The 12,797-nt window shown below is 68.6% G+C and carries 13 protein-coding genes; 8 read left to right on the top strand and 5 right to left on the bottom strand.

Annotated elements, in window-relative coordinates:
• Positions 1 to 13: 13 nt before the first annotated feature.
• The 7 genes from AB0924_RS31710 to AB0924_RS31680 all read left to right on the top strand — a co-directional run bounded on the left by AB0924_RS31710 (position 14) and on the right by AB0924_RS31680 (position 6,815).
• Positions 14 to 760 carry an SDR family NAD(P)-dependent oxidoreductase gene (locus AB0924_RS31710; protein WP_366913231.1) on the top strand — a complete coding sequence of 249 codons (747 nt, stop codon included), beginning with the start codon at positions 14 to 16 and terminating at the stop codon, positions 758 to 760.
• Between the two features lie 50 nt (positions 761 to 810).
• On the top strand, positions 811 to 1,797 hold the full coding sequence (locus AB0924_RS31705) for an aldo/keto reductase (protein ID WP_366913230.1): 987 nt from the start codon (positions 811 to 813) through the stop codon (positions 1,795 to 1,797).
• Positions 1,798 to 2,120: 323 nt separating this feature from the next.
• Entirely contained in the window at positions 2,121 to 2,807 is a 687-nt protein-coding gene (locus AB0924_RS31700) for an NAD(P)-binding domain-containing protein (protein WP_366913229.1), read from the top strand.
• 139 nt (positions 2,808 to 2,946) lie between these two features.
• Positions 2,947 to 3,789 (top strand): aldo/keto reductase, encoded by an 843-nt coding sequence (locus AB0924_RS31695; protein WP_366913228.1) that lies wholly within the window; start codon positions 2,947 to 2,949, stop codon positions 3,787 to 3,789.
• Between the two features lie 112 nt (positions 3,790 to 3,901).
• Entirely contained in the window at positions 3,902 to 5,131 is a 1,230-nt protein-coding gene (locus AB0924_RS31690; RefSeq protein ID WP_366913227.1) for an MFS transporter, read from the top strand.
• Between the two features lie 18 nt (positions 5,132 to 5,149).
• Positions 5,150 to 6,043, top strand: coding sequence for an aldo/keto reductase (locus AB0924_RS31685; protein ID WP_366913226.1), 894 nt, complete (start codon positions 5,150 to 5,152; stop codon positions 6,041 to 6,043).
• A 34-nt stretch (positions 6,044 to 6,077) separates the two neighbouring features.
• Positions 6,078 to 6,815 carry an SDR family oxidoreductase gene (locus AB0924_RS31680; protein ID WP_366913225.1) on the top strand — a complete coding sequence of 246 codons (738 nt, stop codon included), beginning with the start codon at positions 6,078 to 6,080 and terminating at the stop codon, positions 6,813 to 6,815.
• A gap of 181 nt (positions 6,816 to 6,996) precedes the next feature.
• Here the strand turns inward: AB0924_RS31680 and AB0924_RS31675 are convergent, their stop codons facing one another.
• On the bottom strand, positions 6,997 to 7,263 hold the full coding sequence (locus tag AB0924_RS31675; RefSeq protein WP_366913224.1) for a hypothetical protein: 267 nt from the start codon (positions 7,261 to 7,263) through the stop codon (positions 6,997 to 6,999).
• Positions 7,264 to 7,410: 147 nt separating this feature from the next.
• Between AB0924_RS31675 and AB0924_RS31670 the strand changes: the two genes are divergently transcribed.
• Positions 7,411 to 8,286 carry an IS5 family transposase gene (locus tag AB0924_RS31670; protein ID WP_358940764.1) on the top strand — a complete coding sequence of 292 codons (876 nt, stop codon included), beginning with the start codon at positions 7,411 to 7,413 and terminating at the stop codon, positions 8,284 to 8,286.
• A gap of 24 nt (positions 8,287 to 8,310) precedes the next feature.
• Here AB0924_RS31670 and AB0924_RS31665 read toward each other — a convergent pair whose 3' ends face one another.
• The 4 genes from AB0924_RS31665 to AB0924_RS31650 all read right to left on the bottom strand — a co-directional run bounded on the left by AB0924_RS31665 (position 8,311) and on the right by AB0924_RS31650 (position 12,686).
• On the bottom strand, positions 8,311 to 8,736 hold the full coding sequence (locus AB0924_RS31665; RefSeq protein WP_366913222.1) for a hypothetical protein: 426 nt from the start codon (positions 8,734 to 8,736) through the stop codon (positions 8,311 to 8,313).
• A gap of 249 nt (positions 8,737 to 8,985) precedes the next feature.
• Positions 8,986 to 10,566, bottom strand: coding sequence for an IS1182 family transposase (locus AB0924_RS31660; RefSeq protein WP_366913251.1), 1,581 nt, complete (start codon positions 10,564 to 10,566; stop codon positions 8,986 to 8,988).
• 235 nt (positions 10,567 to 10,801) lie between these two features.
• Positions 10,802 to 12,367, bottom strand: coding sequence for a CATRA conflict system CASPASE/TPR repeat-associated protein (locus AB0924_RS31655; RefSeq protein WP_366913221.1), 1,566 nt, complete (start codon positions 12,365 to 12,367; stop codon positions 10,802 to 10,804).
• The gene (locus tag AB0924_RS31650) at positions 12,357 to 12,686 is read right to left on the bottom strand and encodes a CATRA system-associated protein (protein ID WP_366913220.1); all 330 of its coding nucleotides are present in this window, start codon (positions 12,684 to 12,686) and stop codon (positions 12,357 to 12,359) included. Before AB0924_RS31650 ends, AB0924_RS31655 begins: the two co-directional genes overlap by 11 nt.
• Positions 12,687 to 12,797 lie beyond the last annotated feature (111 nt).

The raw sequence follows: 12,797 nt of genomic DNA, 5'->3' as shown, positions 1-12,797 counted from the left end.
AAAGAACTAAGACATGCGTACCGCGCTCATCACCGGATCCGGCCGACGCGAAGGGCTGGGCTTCGAGACCGCCCGGCAGCTGGCCGCCGAGGGCTTCCACGTCATCCTCTCCGCTCGAAAGCTCAGCCAGGTCGAGCCGCTGGCCGCCGAACTCGCCGAGGAGGGCTTCGACGCGACCGCTCTCGAGCTGGACCTCCTTGACCGGGCCAGCGTGGCGGCGGCCGCCCGGCAGGTCGAGGAGCGGTTCGGCCGCCTCGACGTCCTGATCAACAACGCGGCCGTGATGGTGGCCTCCCCGACCGTCGCGGAAAAGGACCTGGACGAGCTGATGCTCGAGTTCCAGACCAATGTCGTGGGCACCTGGAGCGTCACCCAGCACATGCTGCCGCTCCTCGTCGCCAGCGGTCACGGCCGGATCGTGAACGTGTCCAGCGGTGCCGGGTCGTTCTGGGACCCCGACTACGGGCTGGTCAACTATCCCGGATTCGAGATGGACCGGTTCGGCGAGATGCCGATCACGGCCTACGCCCTGACCAAGACCGCGCTCAACGGGCTCACGATCAAAACGGCGAAGGAGCTCAAGGACGCGAACGTCCTCCTGAACTCCGTGTGCCCCGGCGTGACCGCCACCCGCCCCGGGACCGAACAATGGGCGCGCCCCGCTGCCGAGAGCGCCAAGGGCGTCGTCTGGGCCGCCGCGCTGCCCGACGACGGCCCCACCGGCCTGTTCTTCCGGGACGGCAAGCAGCTGCCCTGGTGACAGCCCCTGACGAATCACCTGCTTCCGTCTGTTCGAAGGAGAAGCCTCACATGGAGTACACCCGGTTGGGAGCGTCCGGCCTGAAGGTCAGCCGCCTCGCGCTGGGGTGCATGAGCTTCGGCACTCCGACGGACATGACGCCGTGGACCCTGAGCGACGAGCAAGCCGCGCCGTTCTTCCAGCAGGCCCTCAACCTCGGCATCAATTTCTGGGACACCGCCAACGTCTACGGCGCGGGCACTTCCGAGGAGATCGTGGGCCGGGCCATCAAGAAGTACTCGCGCCGGGAAGACATCGTCCTGGCGACGAAGGTGTTCTTCCCCATGGGTGAGGGGCCGGGCTCCTCTGGTCTGTCCCGCAGGGCAGTCCTGGACCAGGTCGACGCCTCGCTGGCCCGTCTCGGCACGGACTACATCGACCTGTACCAGATTCACCGCTTCGATCCCGAGACTCCGGCCGAGGAGACCATGGAGGCACTGCACGACGTGGTCAAGTCGGGCAAGGTCCGCTACATCGGAGCCTCCTCCATGTGGGCATGGCAGTTCGCGAAGCTGCAGTACACCGCCGAACTCCACGGCTGGACGAAGTTCGTCACAATGCAGGACCAGTACAGCCTGGTGCAGCGCGAGGAGGAACGCGAGATGTTCCGCCTGCTCGCCGATCAGGGCGTGGGCAGCCTGCCGTGGAGTCCCCTCGCGGCAGGGATCGTGGCCCGTCCCTGGGGAGAGAAGAGCACCACACGCGGGCAGAGCACCCCGAGCATCGACCCCCTTGGGCGCCCCCTGTACCTGGACAGCGACAAGGCCACCGTCGACGCGGTCGAGCGGATCGCTGGGGAACGCGGGGTGCCGATGGCCACGGTGGGCATGGCCTGGGTGCTGAGGAATCCAGTGGTCACGGCTCCGATCGTGGGCGCGACCAAGCCCCACCACCTAGCCGACGCGGCTGCGGCACTCGACTGGAAGCTGACGGACGAAGAGGTCACCGCACTCGAGGAGCACTACGTCCCTCGCGAGCCCACCTACTTCTTCCCGTAGACACGGCATTCCCAGGCATGGGCCAGGGGCGGGCCCAGCTGACGTGCTGGGCCCGCCCCCTGGGGTGCGTTACCTGCTGGGCGCCTCCTGCGACGACCGCGCAATTCAACCTCCGGTGCTCCCGCGCGGCGTCTACTCCCACGAGCCGTGAGCACCAAGGGCCAGCGCCGTGGGGGTCCCTGCCAGTACCCCTCACAGCGCGGGCTCCCACGTCACGGCCGTCTCACGTTGCATAGAACGTGCCCCGCCTTTTCGGGGTCCGGCCGCGGGCCTTCCGCCCCGGCAGGCCGGTCACCTGTGTGAAACCGTTCGAGGAGAACCTCATGAAGATCGCTGTTCTGGGCACCGGCATGGTCGGCCGCGCTCTCGCAGGCCGCCTCAGCGTGCTCGGCCACGACGTGGTCATCGGCACCCGCAATGTGGAGCAGACCCTGGCGCGCACCAAGCCCGACGCGATGGGCAACGTGCCTTTCGGGCAGTGGCAGGGCGAGCACCCGGCGGTGCGGCTGCTGACGTTCGCGGACGCCGCCGCGCACGGTGACCTGGTCGTCAACGCCAGCCCGGGCGCCATCTCCCTGTCCGTGCTGGAGGCGGCCGGCGCCGCGAACCTGTCCGGCAAGGTTCTCTGGGACATCGCGCTGCCGCTGGACCTGTCGCAGGGCCTGCCGCCGACCCTGACGGTCGCCAACACCGACAGCCTCGGTGAGCAGATCCAGCGCGCCCACCCCGACGCCCGTGTGGTGAAGGCCCTGACCACGGTGTTCGCCGAGGTCATGGTCGACCCGGGCCGGGTACCGGGCGAACACAACATCTTCTTCGCGGGCGAGGACGCCGACGCCAAGGCGACCGTCACGGAACTGATCGGGCAGTTCGGCTGGCCGGCCAAGGCCGTCGTCGACCTCGGCGGCATCCGCGGCGCGCGCGGTGTGGAGATGTACGGGCCGTTCTACTTCGCCATGTCGGCCGCGCTCGGCACGTTCGACTTCAACATCGCCATCGTCCGCGCCTGACAGCACGGCAGCGGCCGGCTGCCCCTCCCCCCCCCCCCGGCCCCCTTTCACGACACGACGCCGGCCATCGGCCGCCTGGCCTGCCGTCGGCCGGCGTCACCCCGCCCCTTTGCGGGCGGCCACGAGAGTTGAGGATCTGATGGAGTACATCACTCTGAACAACGGTGTGGAGATGCCCAAGCTCGGGCTCGGCGTCTTCCAGATGAGCGACGCGGAGGTCACCGAGACGGTCCCCGCCGCCCTTGAGGCCGGCTACCGGCTCATCGACACCGCGTCCCGCTACTACAACGAGAAGGCCCTCGGCGCGGTGCTGAAGAGCGCCGGCGTCCCGCGCGAGGACCTGTTCATCACGACGAAGCTGTGGTTCAAGGACCACGGATACGAGAAGACGAAGCAGGCCTTCCGGGTCTCGCTCGACAACCTGGGCCTGGACTACCTCGACCTCTACCTCATCCACCAGCCGTTCGGCGACTACTACGGCGCCTGGCGGGCGATGGAGGAACTCCTCGACGAGGGCCTCATCCGGGCGATCGGCGTGTCGAACTTCTACCCCGACCGCTACGCCGACCTGATCACCCACAACCGCGTCGTGCCGGCGGTCAACCAGCGCGAGACGCACCCGTTCAACCAGCAGACCGACATGCAGGCCCTCCAAAGCGAGCACGGCACGGTCCTGCAGGCGTGGTCCCCGCTCGCGCAGGGCGATCCCGACGTGCTCACCCACCCGCTGCTGGAGCGCATCGCCGCCCGCCATGGCAAGACGGTCCCGCAGGTCATCCTGCGCTGGCTGACCCAGCGCGACATCGCCCTCGTGGTCAAGAGCACCCGCGTCGAACGACTGCGCCAGAACATCGACGTGTTCGACTTCCAGCTCAGCGACGAGGAGATGGCCGCGATCGCCGACCTCGACCGCGGGCAGCCCGGGGTGGGATTCACCCACCAGGACCCGCGCATGCTCGAACTTCTTCTCACCTTCAAGTAGGCGCTGCTCCGGCGGACGGCCACGGCCGCCGTAGGGCGGCTCGTACGGCCACTTCGCCGCGGGCCGCCAGCACCTCGGGACCACTCCCCCGTCCCTTGAAAGGACCACTCGCATGCAAGGGCCGACCACCGGCTCCGTGCCCGACCGTCGGATGACCCCGGCCCGCACGCTCGTCTTCGCGATCGCCGCGGGCATGGCCGTCGGCAACCTCTACTGGGCGCAGCCCCTGATCGAGGTCATCGCCTCGTCGCTGGGTGTCTCGTCCTCGAGCGCCGCCACCCTCGTGACCGTCACCCAGGTCGGCTACGCGCTCGACATCTTCCTCATCGTGCCGCTCGGCGACGTCCTCAACCGGCGCCGCCTCATCCCCCTCATCCTCGCCCTGTCCGCGGCCACCCTCCTCGGCGCCGCGCTGGCACCGTCGTTCGCGGTGCTCCTCGCGGCACTCGGGGGCGTGCTGACCCCGCTGGCCAGTGAACTGGCCGAGCCCGAACGGCGCGGCCGGGTGGTCGGCGCGGTCGCCTCCGGCTCGCTGATCGGCATCCTGCTCTCCCGGACGATCAGCGGATTCGTCGCCGACCTGCTCGGCTGGCGGGCCATCTACGTGATCGCCGCCGTGGCGGCTCTCGTGCTCGCCGCCGTCCTGCGCACCGTGATCCCGCCGCTGGCACCGCGCGAGCCGGTCCCCTACCCGCGGCTGCTCGCCTCGGTGTTCACCACCGTGGCCCACCACCGCGCAGCCGGGCCGACTCTGGCGATCTGCGCGGCGAGCTTCGCGGTGTTCTCGATGTTCTGGACGTCGCTGACCTACCTGCTGACCGCGCCGCCGTTCTCGTTCTCCGTCAGCCAGATCGGCCTGCTCGGGCTGGCCGGCCTCGCCGGAGCCCTCGCCGCACGGCGCGCAGGCGCCCTGCACGACCGCGGCTGGTCGGTGCCCGCCACCGGCCTCGCCCTTGCCCTGCTGGGCCTGTCCCTGGCCGCCGCCTGGGCGGACAGCAACTCCATCGTCGCGCTCGTCGTGGTCGTCATCGCCCTCGACGTCGCCGCCCAGTCCATCCTCGTCCTCGGGCAGACCCGGCTGTTCGCCCTGCCCGGATCCGCACGCAGTCGCCTCAACACGGCCTTCGTCGTCAGCAACTTCCTCGGCGGAGCACTCGGATCGGCGATCGCCGGCCCGCTGTGGTCGGCAGGCGGCTGGGCCGCGATCATGTCCGCCTCTTTGACCATCACCCTCGCCGGACTCACCGTGTGGACGCTGACCCGGCGCCGCCTCGCCCACACCAGCACCACACCCGACCACCCTGCCGGCGCACCGGTCGAGGCACCGACCGCTGCCCGCTGACGTATAAGGAGTCCTGCCATGAACACCGTCCCCGCCCTCACTCTGAACAACGGCGTCGTGATGCCGGCCCTCGGATTCGGTGTCTTCCAGTCGCCCCCAGACCAGACCGCCGCCGCGGTCGAGACCGCGCTGCACACCGGCTACCGGCACATCGACACCGCGGCCGTATACGGCAATGAGCGGGAGGTCGGCCAGGGCATCCGCCGCTCCGGCCTGGACCGCTCGGACGTCTTCATCGAGACGAAGGTCTGGGTCAGCGACTACGGCTACGACCAGACCCAGCACGCCTTCGACAAGGCGGCCGGCAAGCTCGGCGTCGAGCAGATCGACCTGCTGATCCTCCACCAGCCCGCACCGGCACGCTTCGAGCAGACCATCGCCGCCTACCGCGGACTGGAGAAGCTGCTCGCCGACGGCAAGGTCCGGGCCATCGGCGTCAGCAACTTCATGCCCCCGCACCTGGACACCCTGATCGCGAACACCGACGTCGTCCCCGCCATCAACCAGGTCGAACTGCACCCCTACTTCACCCAGCCCGCCGTGCAGGACACCGACCGTGCGCACGGCATCCTCACCCAGGCGTGGTCCCCGATCGGCGGGATCACCTTCTACCCCGGCTGGGGCGAGAACCGCACCAGCACCCTGACCGACCCGGTCCTCGGCAAGATCGCCGACGCACACGGCAAGACGCCGGCCCAGGTCATGCTGCGCTGGCACCTCCAGCAGCAGCGCTCCGCGATCCCGAAGTCGACCAACCCGGCCCGTATCGCCGAGAACTTCGACGTCCTCGACTTCACCCTCACCGCGGACGAACTCGGCGCCATCGACGCGCTCGACACCGGCGTACGGCACGGCCCCGACCCCGACGAACGCGACCCCCACAGCCTGGGCCTCGTCATCGACGAAGCCTGAACACCACCTCACGCTCCATCCCCAAGGAACACCCATGGACCAGAAGGTCATTCTCCTCACCGGCGGCGGATCCGGCATCGGGCAGGTCACCGCGCAGACACTCGCCCGGGACGGCCACCGCGTCATCATCGTGGGCCGCAACGAGGACGCCCTCGCCGCCACCGCGCAGGGCATCGACTCCCTCGACTACGTCGTCGCCGACATCACGAACAGCGCCGACATCGCGGCAGCGATCACTCACATCCAGCAGCAACACCAGCGCCTCGACGTAGTGATCAACAACGCGGGCATGGCCCCCGTCCAACCGCTCGAGGGCTTGGACATGGCCGAGTTCGACCGCGTCTACGCCGTGAACGTGCGCGGCCTGGTCGACGTCACCCGCCAGGCACTCCCGCTGCTGAAGGCCTCCCGCGGCTCGGTCATCAACCTCTCCACGTCCATGGTCGACAACCCGATGGGCACCATGTCGGTCTACTCGTCATCGAAGGCCGCGGTGAACCACCTGTCGCAGGCGTGGGCCAAGGATCTGGCCCGCCACGGCGTCCGCGTCAACTACATGTCGGTCGGCCCGATCGAGAGCCCGATCTATGACAAGACCGACCAGACCGAGGAAGAACGCCAGGCCCACATCAAGGCGGTCACCTCCAACGTCCCGCTCGGCCGTTTCGGCACCGCCGACGAAGTCACCTCGGCGATCCGGTTCCTCATATCGGACCAGGCCAGCTACGTCACCGGCGCCGACTACGCCGTCGACGGAGGCTTCAGGCTCTGAAACGCTCTCTGCTGGCTGCTCACCGGTGCCGGCAACTGCCCACCGGCCAACGGGCTGGCGCACGGGAAGAGCAGTGGGGCAGCACCGGCCCGTGCTGCGTGCCGGAGGCGGCCCGCCGCGCCGCCTCCGCTTCCCGGCCCAGGCCCGCGGGCTTGCGCGGGCAGCTCTCTCGCTCGTGCTGTCAGCTCTTCGGGGTGTACCAGGGCACCAGGCGCAGCAGGAGGTCGAGAGTGGTGCGGGCGGCCGTGCGGGTGGCGGGGGTGGGGGCGAAGGCCGCGACAAGGGCGAGCGTGGCGGTGAGAGCGCCCAGCACGGCCGCGAGGACGGCCAGGAGGCGTACCAGGTGGCCGGGGTGGTGCAGGCCGGCCGTGATGGCGCTGGTCATGAGCACGGTGGTAAGGGCGGTGGCCGCCTGGGTGCGGACGCGGGAACGGGGGCGAGGGGTCATGGCCGGGCTGGTTCCTTGGAGTTGACGGTCTGCCGGTGCTGGTTGGAGACCAGTGAGCCAGAGACGGAACCCCGCGAAATAAGGCACTTCCCGGGGTTCTAGGCCGTGTATCGAAAGTGGATCTTGAGCGCTGGATGATCACGGTTCATGGGTCGGGGAGATCTTACGGACGAGCAGTGGGCGGTGTTGGAGCCGTTGCTGCCGAAAGGAATGAAGGCGGGGCGGCCGCCGGTCTGGCCGCGACGGCGGCTGATCGACGGCATACGGTTTCGGGTCCGGACCGGTGTCCCGTGGCGGGACGTGCCTGTCGAGTATGGGCCGTGGAACCGGGTCTACGATCTGTTCCGCCGATGGCAGCGAGACGGCACCTGGCACCGCATCCTGACCCGACTCCAGTCCCTGGCCGATGTGAAGGGTGCGATCACGTGGGACCTGAACGTCGACTCCACGGTCTGTCGCGCCCATCAGCATGCGGCCGGGGCCCGCAAGCAGGGCGACCTGCAGAAGGAACCACCGGGCGGCATCTTCACCGAGCCCCGTGATCATGGGCTGGGCCGCTCGCGCGGCGGGTTCACCACCAAGCTGCATCTCGCCGTCGAGCAGGGCCAAAAACCCATGTCGATCGTGGTGACGGCAGGACAGCGCGGAGACGCGCCGCAGTTCGAACCCGTGCTGGAAAAGGTCCGCGTGCCCCGCATCGGGCCGGGCCGACCACGCGTCCGCCCCGACCGCGTCCGGGCCGACAAGGCGTATGCCTCCCGAAAGAACCGCGCCTACCTCCGCCGGCGCGGGATCCGCTGCACCATCCCCGACAAGGCCGACCAGGCGCGCAACCGCAGCAAGCGAGGCTCTCACGGTGGCCGGCCACCACATTTCGACCCGGTCGACTACCGCGAGCGTCATGCGGTCGAGTGCGGGATCAACCGCCTCAAGAGACACCGCGCCGTCGCCACCCGGTACGACAAACTCGCGGTCCGCTACGAGGCCACTGTCCTCGTAGCGGCCATCAACGAGTGGCTGTGATCGGCACGCTTCTCCCGCGGCAGTTCAGAGATCGATGCCCAAGCCGGCCAGGAACTCCTGGAACAGATCCTCCTCCACGAACGGGTCGGACCGCTTCGACAGGACATCGGCGATCGCCTTCGGAACGGGAGTCAGGTCAGCCGCCCGTGCCCAGGCCACAGCACGCTCCGCGGCCTCCTCCGGCCCCAAGAACCAGTCGTCGACGGATTGGCCATTCTCCGCCATGTAGGCGGACATAGCTGCCCGATCGAGACACGCGCGCCAGGTTTCCTGGTCCCTGGTCCGGCCTTCCAGGACAAGGCAGTCGCTGTCCATGACGAATCCGGCAAGGACCGGGTGCCCAGTGACGTCAACCAGTTCGATGAGACTCTCCTCATCGAGAGAGGTCTGCCCTTCCAACGACCAAAGCCGCCAGTCATCAGCGCGCTCCTGGAGCAGCTGCATGCGCACCCCGTCAGTGAAGGCCGCCACCTCGCTTAGCGGATGCCGATAGCGGACAACGACAAGGGAACCCCAGTACCCCATCTGATTGCTCCATGTCCGAAAGTCGCTGCGTGGCGGCGCTCGCCGCCGCCCAGAGCCGCGTTCACGCAAGGAAGGGTGATTCTTGCAGAAATCCACTTTCGCAACAGGTCCTAGAAGGCTCATGAAGATCTTGGTGAGGGGGTGTCCGGCCGTAGGCCGGGCAGCCCCTGTTCGCTATGCGGTGGCCGGGGTGAGTTGCCAGCTGCCGTCGGTGTGGGTGAGTCCGAGGTTGATCAGTCGGCGGAGGTTGAGGGCGGCGGCTCGGATGTGGAGCCAGGTGTTGTTGGCGATGGTTCCGCGGTAGCGCAGGCGTCGGTTGCCGTGCTGGACAAGCCAGGCGACGGCTCGTTCGACCGGTGGTCTCCAGCGTCGGTAGTCGGCTTGCCATTCGGGATCGGTGGCGGCTTGGTGGCGGGCCGCGGCCTGGAGGTCGTGGTGGGGGCGGATGGTCAGGATGCGGCTGGCCTTGGCCTTGGTGCACCGCTCGCGCAGCGGGCATCCGGTGCACAGGTCCCTGAAGGCGGCCTTGCGCTGGTGGCGCTGTCCGCCGGGGTCCGACAGGGGGACCGTGTGCCCGGCGGGGCAGGTCACGCGGGCGGTGGTGGTGTCGATGGCGAAGTCGTCCAGGGTGAAGCCGCCGGGGACGGCGGGCCGTAGCGGGGCGGGCTTGAAGAACAGCTGGTGCCCCGCCTGGTGGAGGGCTTGGCGCGTGTCGCCGGCGGAGTAGGCGGTGTCACCGAAGGCGTCCACCGGGCTCTCCTCGTCGGCCAGCAGGTCCAGGCCGACGGTGGCCTCGTGGTGCTGGGCTCCGGCGCCGGGCCGCAGAGCCACGGCGGTGTATAAGCCGGTCTCGGGCTCGATGGCCAGGTGGGCTTTGTATCCGTCCTGCTGGTGGCTTCGGCTCTTGTGGATGTGCCGGGACTCAGGGTCGGCGGTGGAGACCATCCGGTCCGGCGCGGTCCCTTGGGTGATGCGCCAGCGTCCGTCGCGGCCGTCGGAGTCCTCGGCGGGCTCGACATCCTGCCCGGCGACCAGGGCGAGCAGGCCGACTGCGTTGGCCGCTTTCTCGCCCAGTTCCTGGTCGGGCAGGTGGCCCAGCAGCCTGAGTGCGTCGGTGACCAGAGCGTCGACGAGGGCGGCGCGGGCCTGTTCGTCGTTCCAGGCGATACGGGGCTTGCCGGGATCGGTGTAGTCATGCGCGGTGCACTGAACCACGGCTACCTCGGCCGCGCCGGGGACCTCGCGGATCACCGCACGGACGGCGGCGATGAGCTGAGTGACGGTGTCCTGGGTGGCGACCGCGTCGTCCAACACCGTGGAGTCCAGCGCCCGCCGGTGCTTGCCCTTGAGGACCCCGGTGGCCTTCACGACCTCGCGCACGGCCTCGAACACACGGTTCGGCCGAACCGAGCGGGAAAGGCGGCGGCGGAAGTAGGCCAGCAGCGACGCATCGAACGCCGTGTCGTGCAGGCCCAGCCCGCACGCGGCCTTCCATCGCAGGTCACACCGCAGTTCCTGGACCGTCTCGAAGTCCGACAGCCCGTGCAGGGCCTGCAGCGTGATCGCCGCGGCCAGGATCTGCGGCGGCATGCTCGGCCGCCCGTTCGCCGACGGATACATGTCCGCGAACATCTCCGCCGGAAACAGCGCACCCCGGTGCTCGGCCAGAAACGCGAACACACTCCCCGCCGGAATCAACTCCCGGCAGGTCTCCCACACATCCGGCCCGACCGTCTCCCCGGCCCATTCCCCCATCACCACAAAAACGAGTCTGGCCCCACCGCTCACGCGGCGGGGCCAGAACCCCAAGATCTTCATGAGCCTTCTAGCGCCTCTGCCACACAATTTCCCTGCTCAAGGCAACGCCACGCCGCGGCACAGTATCCCGAAACGATCACTACATCCTCAGGCCGGAACACTGCCAACTCAGTGATCAACAGCGTATTTGTCACAGGCTCGTACGGAGCTGGCCGGGCTGCCGACGAGAAACTCAGGAGAAGGCTCGGCGCACCAGCCAGGCACCGGCGGCGGTGAACAGGGCAGCTCCAGCGGCGATGCAGGCTGCTGTGGTGGCAAGTGCCCCGTGGGCTCCGACGGCCAGGCGGTTCAGTAGCCAACCTGCCGCTGCGCCTGTAGCCGCCAGGCTGGTGATCTCGAAGGCGGCTCCAGGCCGTCCGCCGTCTCCGCCGCGCCAACGACGGATGATCACTGTGGGCAGGCAAAGTGCGAGTGTTGCCAGTAGGGCGATGAAGGGCCCTTGGACGGGCTGTGCGAGGGGCAGCTTGTAGCCGAGGGTCTGCACAGCCGCCAACGCCATCAGCAAGCCACCGATGATGGAGGTTTGAATGAGCGACAGATACTGTTGATGGCTCTGCAGACGCTGGGTGGCGGTTTCTGTGGCGATGCGGGTGGCCTCAGCAACGCGCTGGCGTGCGATGTCGAGGTAGAAGGTGTCGTTCTCCAGCAGTGTGGCCAATTGGTCGGCGCATCGTACGTCCGACCCGAACGGGCGCAGGCCCGTGCTGCCGAGGGAGTCGGCTAGCGCAGTGGATGCAATTCGTACTGTGTGGCCCATGGTGCACACATCACTGGCCTCGGCAGCGGCCAGTCGTTCCTCGATGAGGAGCTGCTGTGCGTGCTGCGCCAGTGCTTCCCAGCGTACAAGTACGCGGCGGCTCGTCCGGGCCGTACGGCCTTCCGTGGTGAGGAGGCGGAGGCAGTCGGTGAGGAGACGGTCGCCTTCCTGGCGTAGTCGTCGGTGCCGTGATTGCAGCTGCTCATCGTCTTTCGCGCGTACACGGTGCTGGTGTCGCACGACTGCGGCGTGCCGTAGGTAGCGTGTCAGAGGCACTGGGGTGCCGCTTCCATCGGCCCATACCCATGAGTCCAGCCGTTCCTCGTGCGTGTCGTCGGCTGGCGCTGTGGTGATCAAGCGTCGGTCACGGCTGGTCAGGTCGGCTTGAGTGGGTGTCACTTCCCACAGGGACAGCCCGATGTCGAGGGGGATGTGCTCCGAGAGCCGGCCGGGGGTGGCGCTCGTGCCTGGTACAAGGCGGCGCAGTTCGTCACCGACTGCTTCGGGAGTGTGGGGTGCGCTCGAGGGGTCTGCTGTGAGCGCGCGGTAGATGCGGGCGGTGCCGATGACGGGGTCTTCCTCCGCCGTCGGGTCGAGGCTGGTACCGATCGCACGGTTCCACTGCTCGTCCAGGTCAGCCCACACGCGCCCGGCTTGCGCCGCGGTGTGCGTTCCGCCGTCGTCGGCCGGTGCCAGCATCACCGTGAGGCCGACGATGTCCCCGTGTGTGTAGAGCATGGCTTCGTATACGCCCGGGCTCTGGCTCTGTCTGACCTTGACTTGTCGGAATCCCGGGGTGCCACCGATGGCGGCGGGGAGCGTGAGGTCTGCCGCCGGCGGCAGCGGCCGGTCCATGCCGAGCTGGCCACAGGCCTGCCAGAGCCGGAGCAGGCGCTCCCGTCCGGCACCGTTGGTCAGCGCCGCGTCGAGGAAGACGTGGATCTGTAGAGCCTCACGCGCGTAATGCGGCTCACTGCTCATCCGGTTCGTCCTCATCCCCCGGCGAGCTGCTTGAGCCGCCGAATTTGTGAATCAGGACGACACTGCTCTCTAGGACCGGCTGGGGCGCTTCGCTCGACTCGTCGGCCAGCGACCGGGGAGCCCGCCAAGTGGCAACGGCGTCCTCCAAGCGGTCGATCTCCCGCTTGAGTTCGAGGGGGTCGTGGCGGTCGGCCGCTTCCATGAGGGCGTCCAGTCGTTGTGCCACCTGTGACCAGCCGTCGGCGGTGAGCCGCCATGTGGGCGCCTCGGCGAGCAGTACACGAGCCTGGCGGCGGATGTCATCGGCGTCGTAAGGCACGGTCTGCCCCTTGCTCTGATGGTAGTCTGCGCAGCCGGGACAGGATAGGACATCAACTCGCCTCTGGGGTCGACGACTTGTCTGTGAGGCGGCGAAGCGTGTCCGGGCCGG

The organism is Streptomyces sp. NPDC047869, from assembly GCF_040704065.1.
Taxonomy (GTDB): domain Bacteria; phylum Actinomycetota; class Actinomycetes; order Streptomycetales; family Streptomycetaceae; genus Streptomyces.
This window is presented reverse-complemented; position numbering and strand designations above follow the sequence as displayed.

Bases quoted from the DNA above. Each gene is read 5' to 3' on its own strand.
- AB0924_RS31710 (WP_366913231.1), top strand. From the start codon at position 14: ATGCGTACCGCGCTCATCACCGGATCCGGCCGACGCGAAGGGCTGGGC.
- AB0924_RS31705 (WP_366913230.1), top strand. From the start codon at position 811: ATGGAGTACACCCGGTTGGGAGCGTCCGGCCTGAAGGTCAGCCGCCTC.
- AB0924_RS31700 (WP_366913229.1), top strand. From the start codon at position 2,121: ATGAAGATCGCTGTTCTGGGCACCGGCATGGTCGGCCGCGCTCTCGCA.
- AB0924_RS31695 (WP_366913228.1), top strand. From the start codon at position 2,947: ATGGAGTACATCACTCTGAACAACGGTGTGGAGATGCCCAAGCTCGGG.
- AB0924_RS31690 (WP_366913227.1), top strand. From the start codon at position 3,902: ATGCAAGGGCCGACCACCGGCTCCGTGCCCGACCGTCGGATGACCCCG.
- AB0924_RS31685 (WP_366913226.1), top strand. From the start codon at position 5,150: ATGAACACCGTCCCCGCCCTCACTCTGAACAACGGCGTCGTGATGCCG.
- AB0924_RS31680 (WP_366913225.1), top strand. From the start codon at position 6,078: ATGGACCAGAAGGTCATTCTCCTCACCGGCGGCGGATCCGGCATCGGG.
- AB0924_RS31675 (WP_366913224.1), bottom strand. From the start codon at position 7,263: ATGACCCCTCGCCCCCGTTCCCGCGTCCGCACCCAGGCGGCCACCGCC.
- AB0924_RS31670 (WP_358940764.1), top strand. From the start codon at position 7,411: ATGGGTCGGGGAGATCTTACGGACGAGCAGTGGGCGGTGTTGGAGCCG.
- AB0924_RS31660 (WP_366913251.1), bottom strand. From the start codon at position 10,566: ATGGGGGAATGGGCCGGGGAGACGGTCGGGCCGGATGTGTGGGAGACC.
- AB0924_RS31655 (WP_366913221.1), bottom strand. From the start codon at position 12,367: ATGAGCAGTGAGCCGCATTACGCGCGTGAGGCTCTACAGATCCACGTC.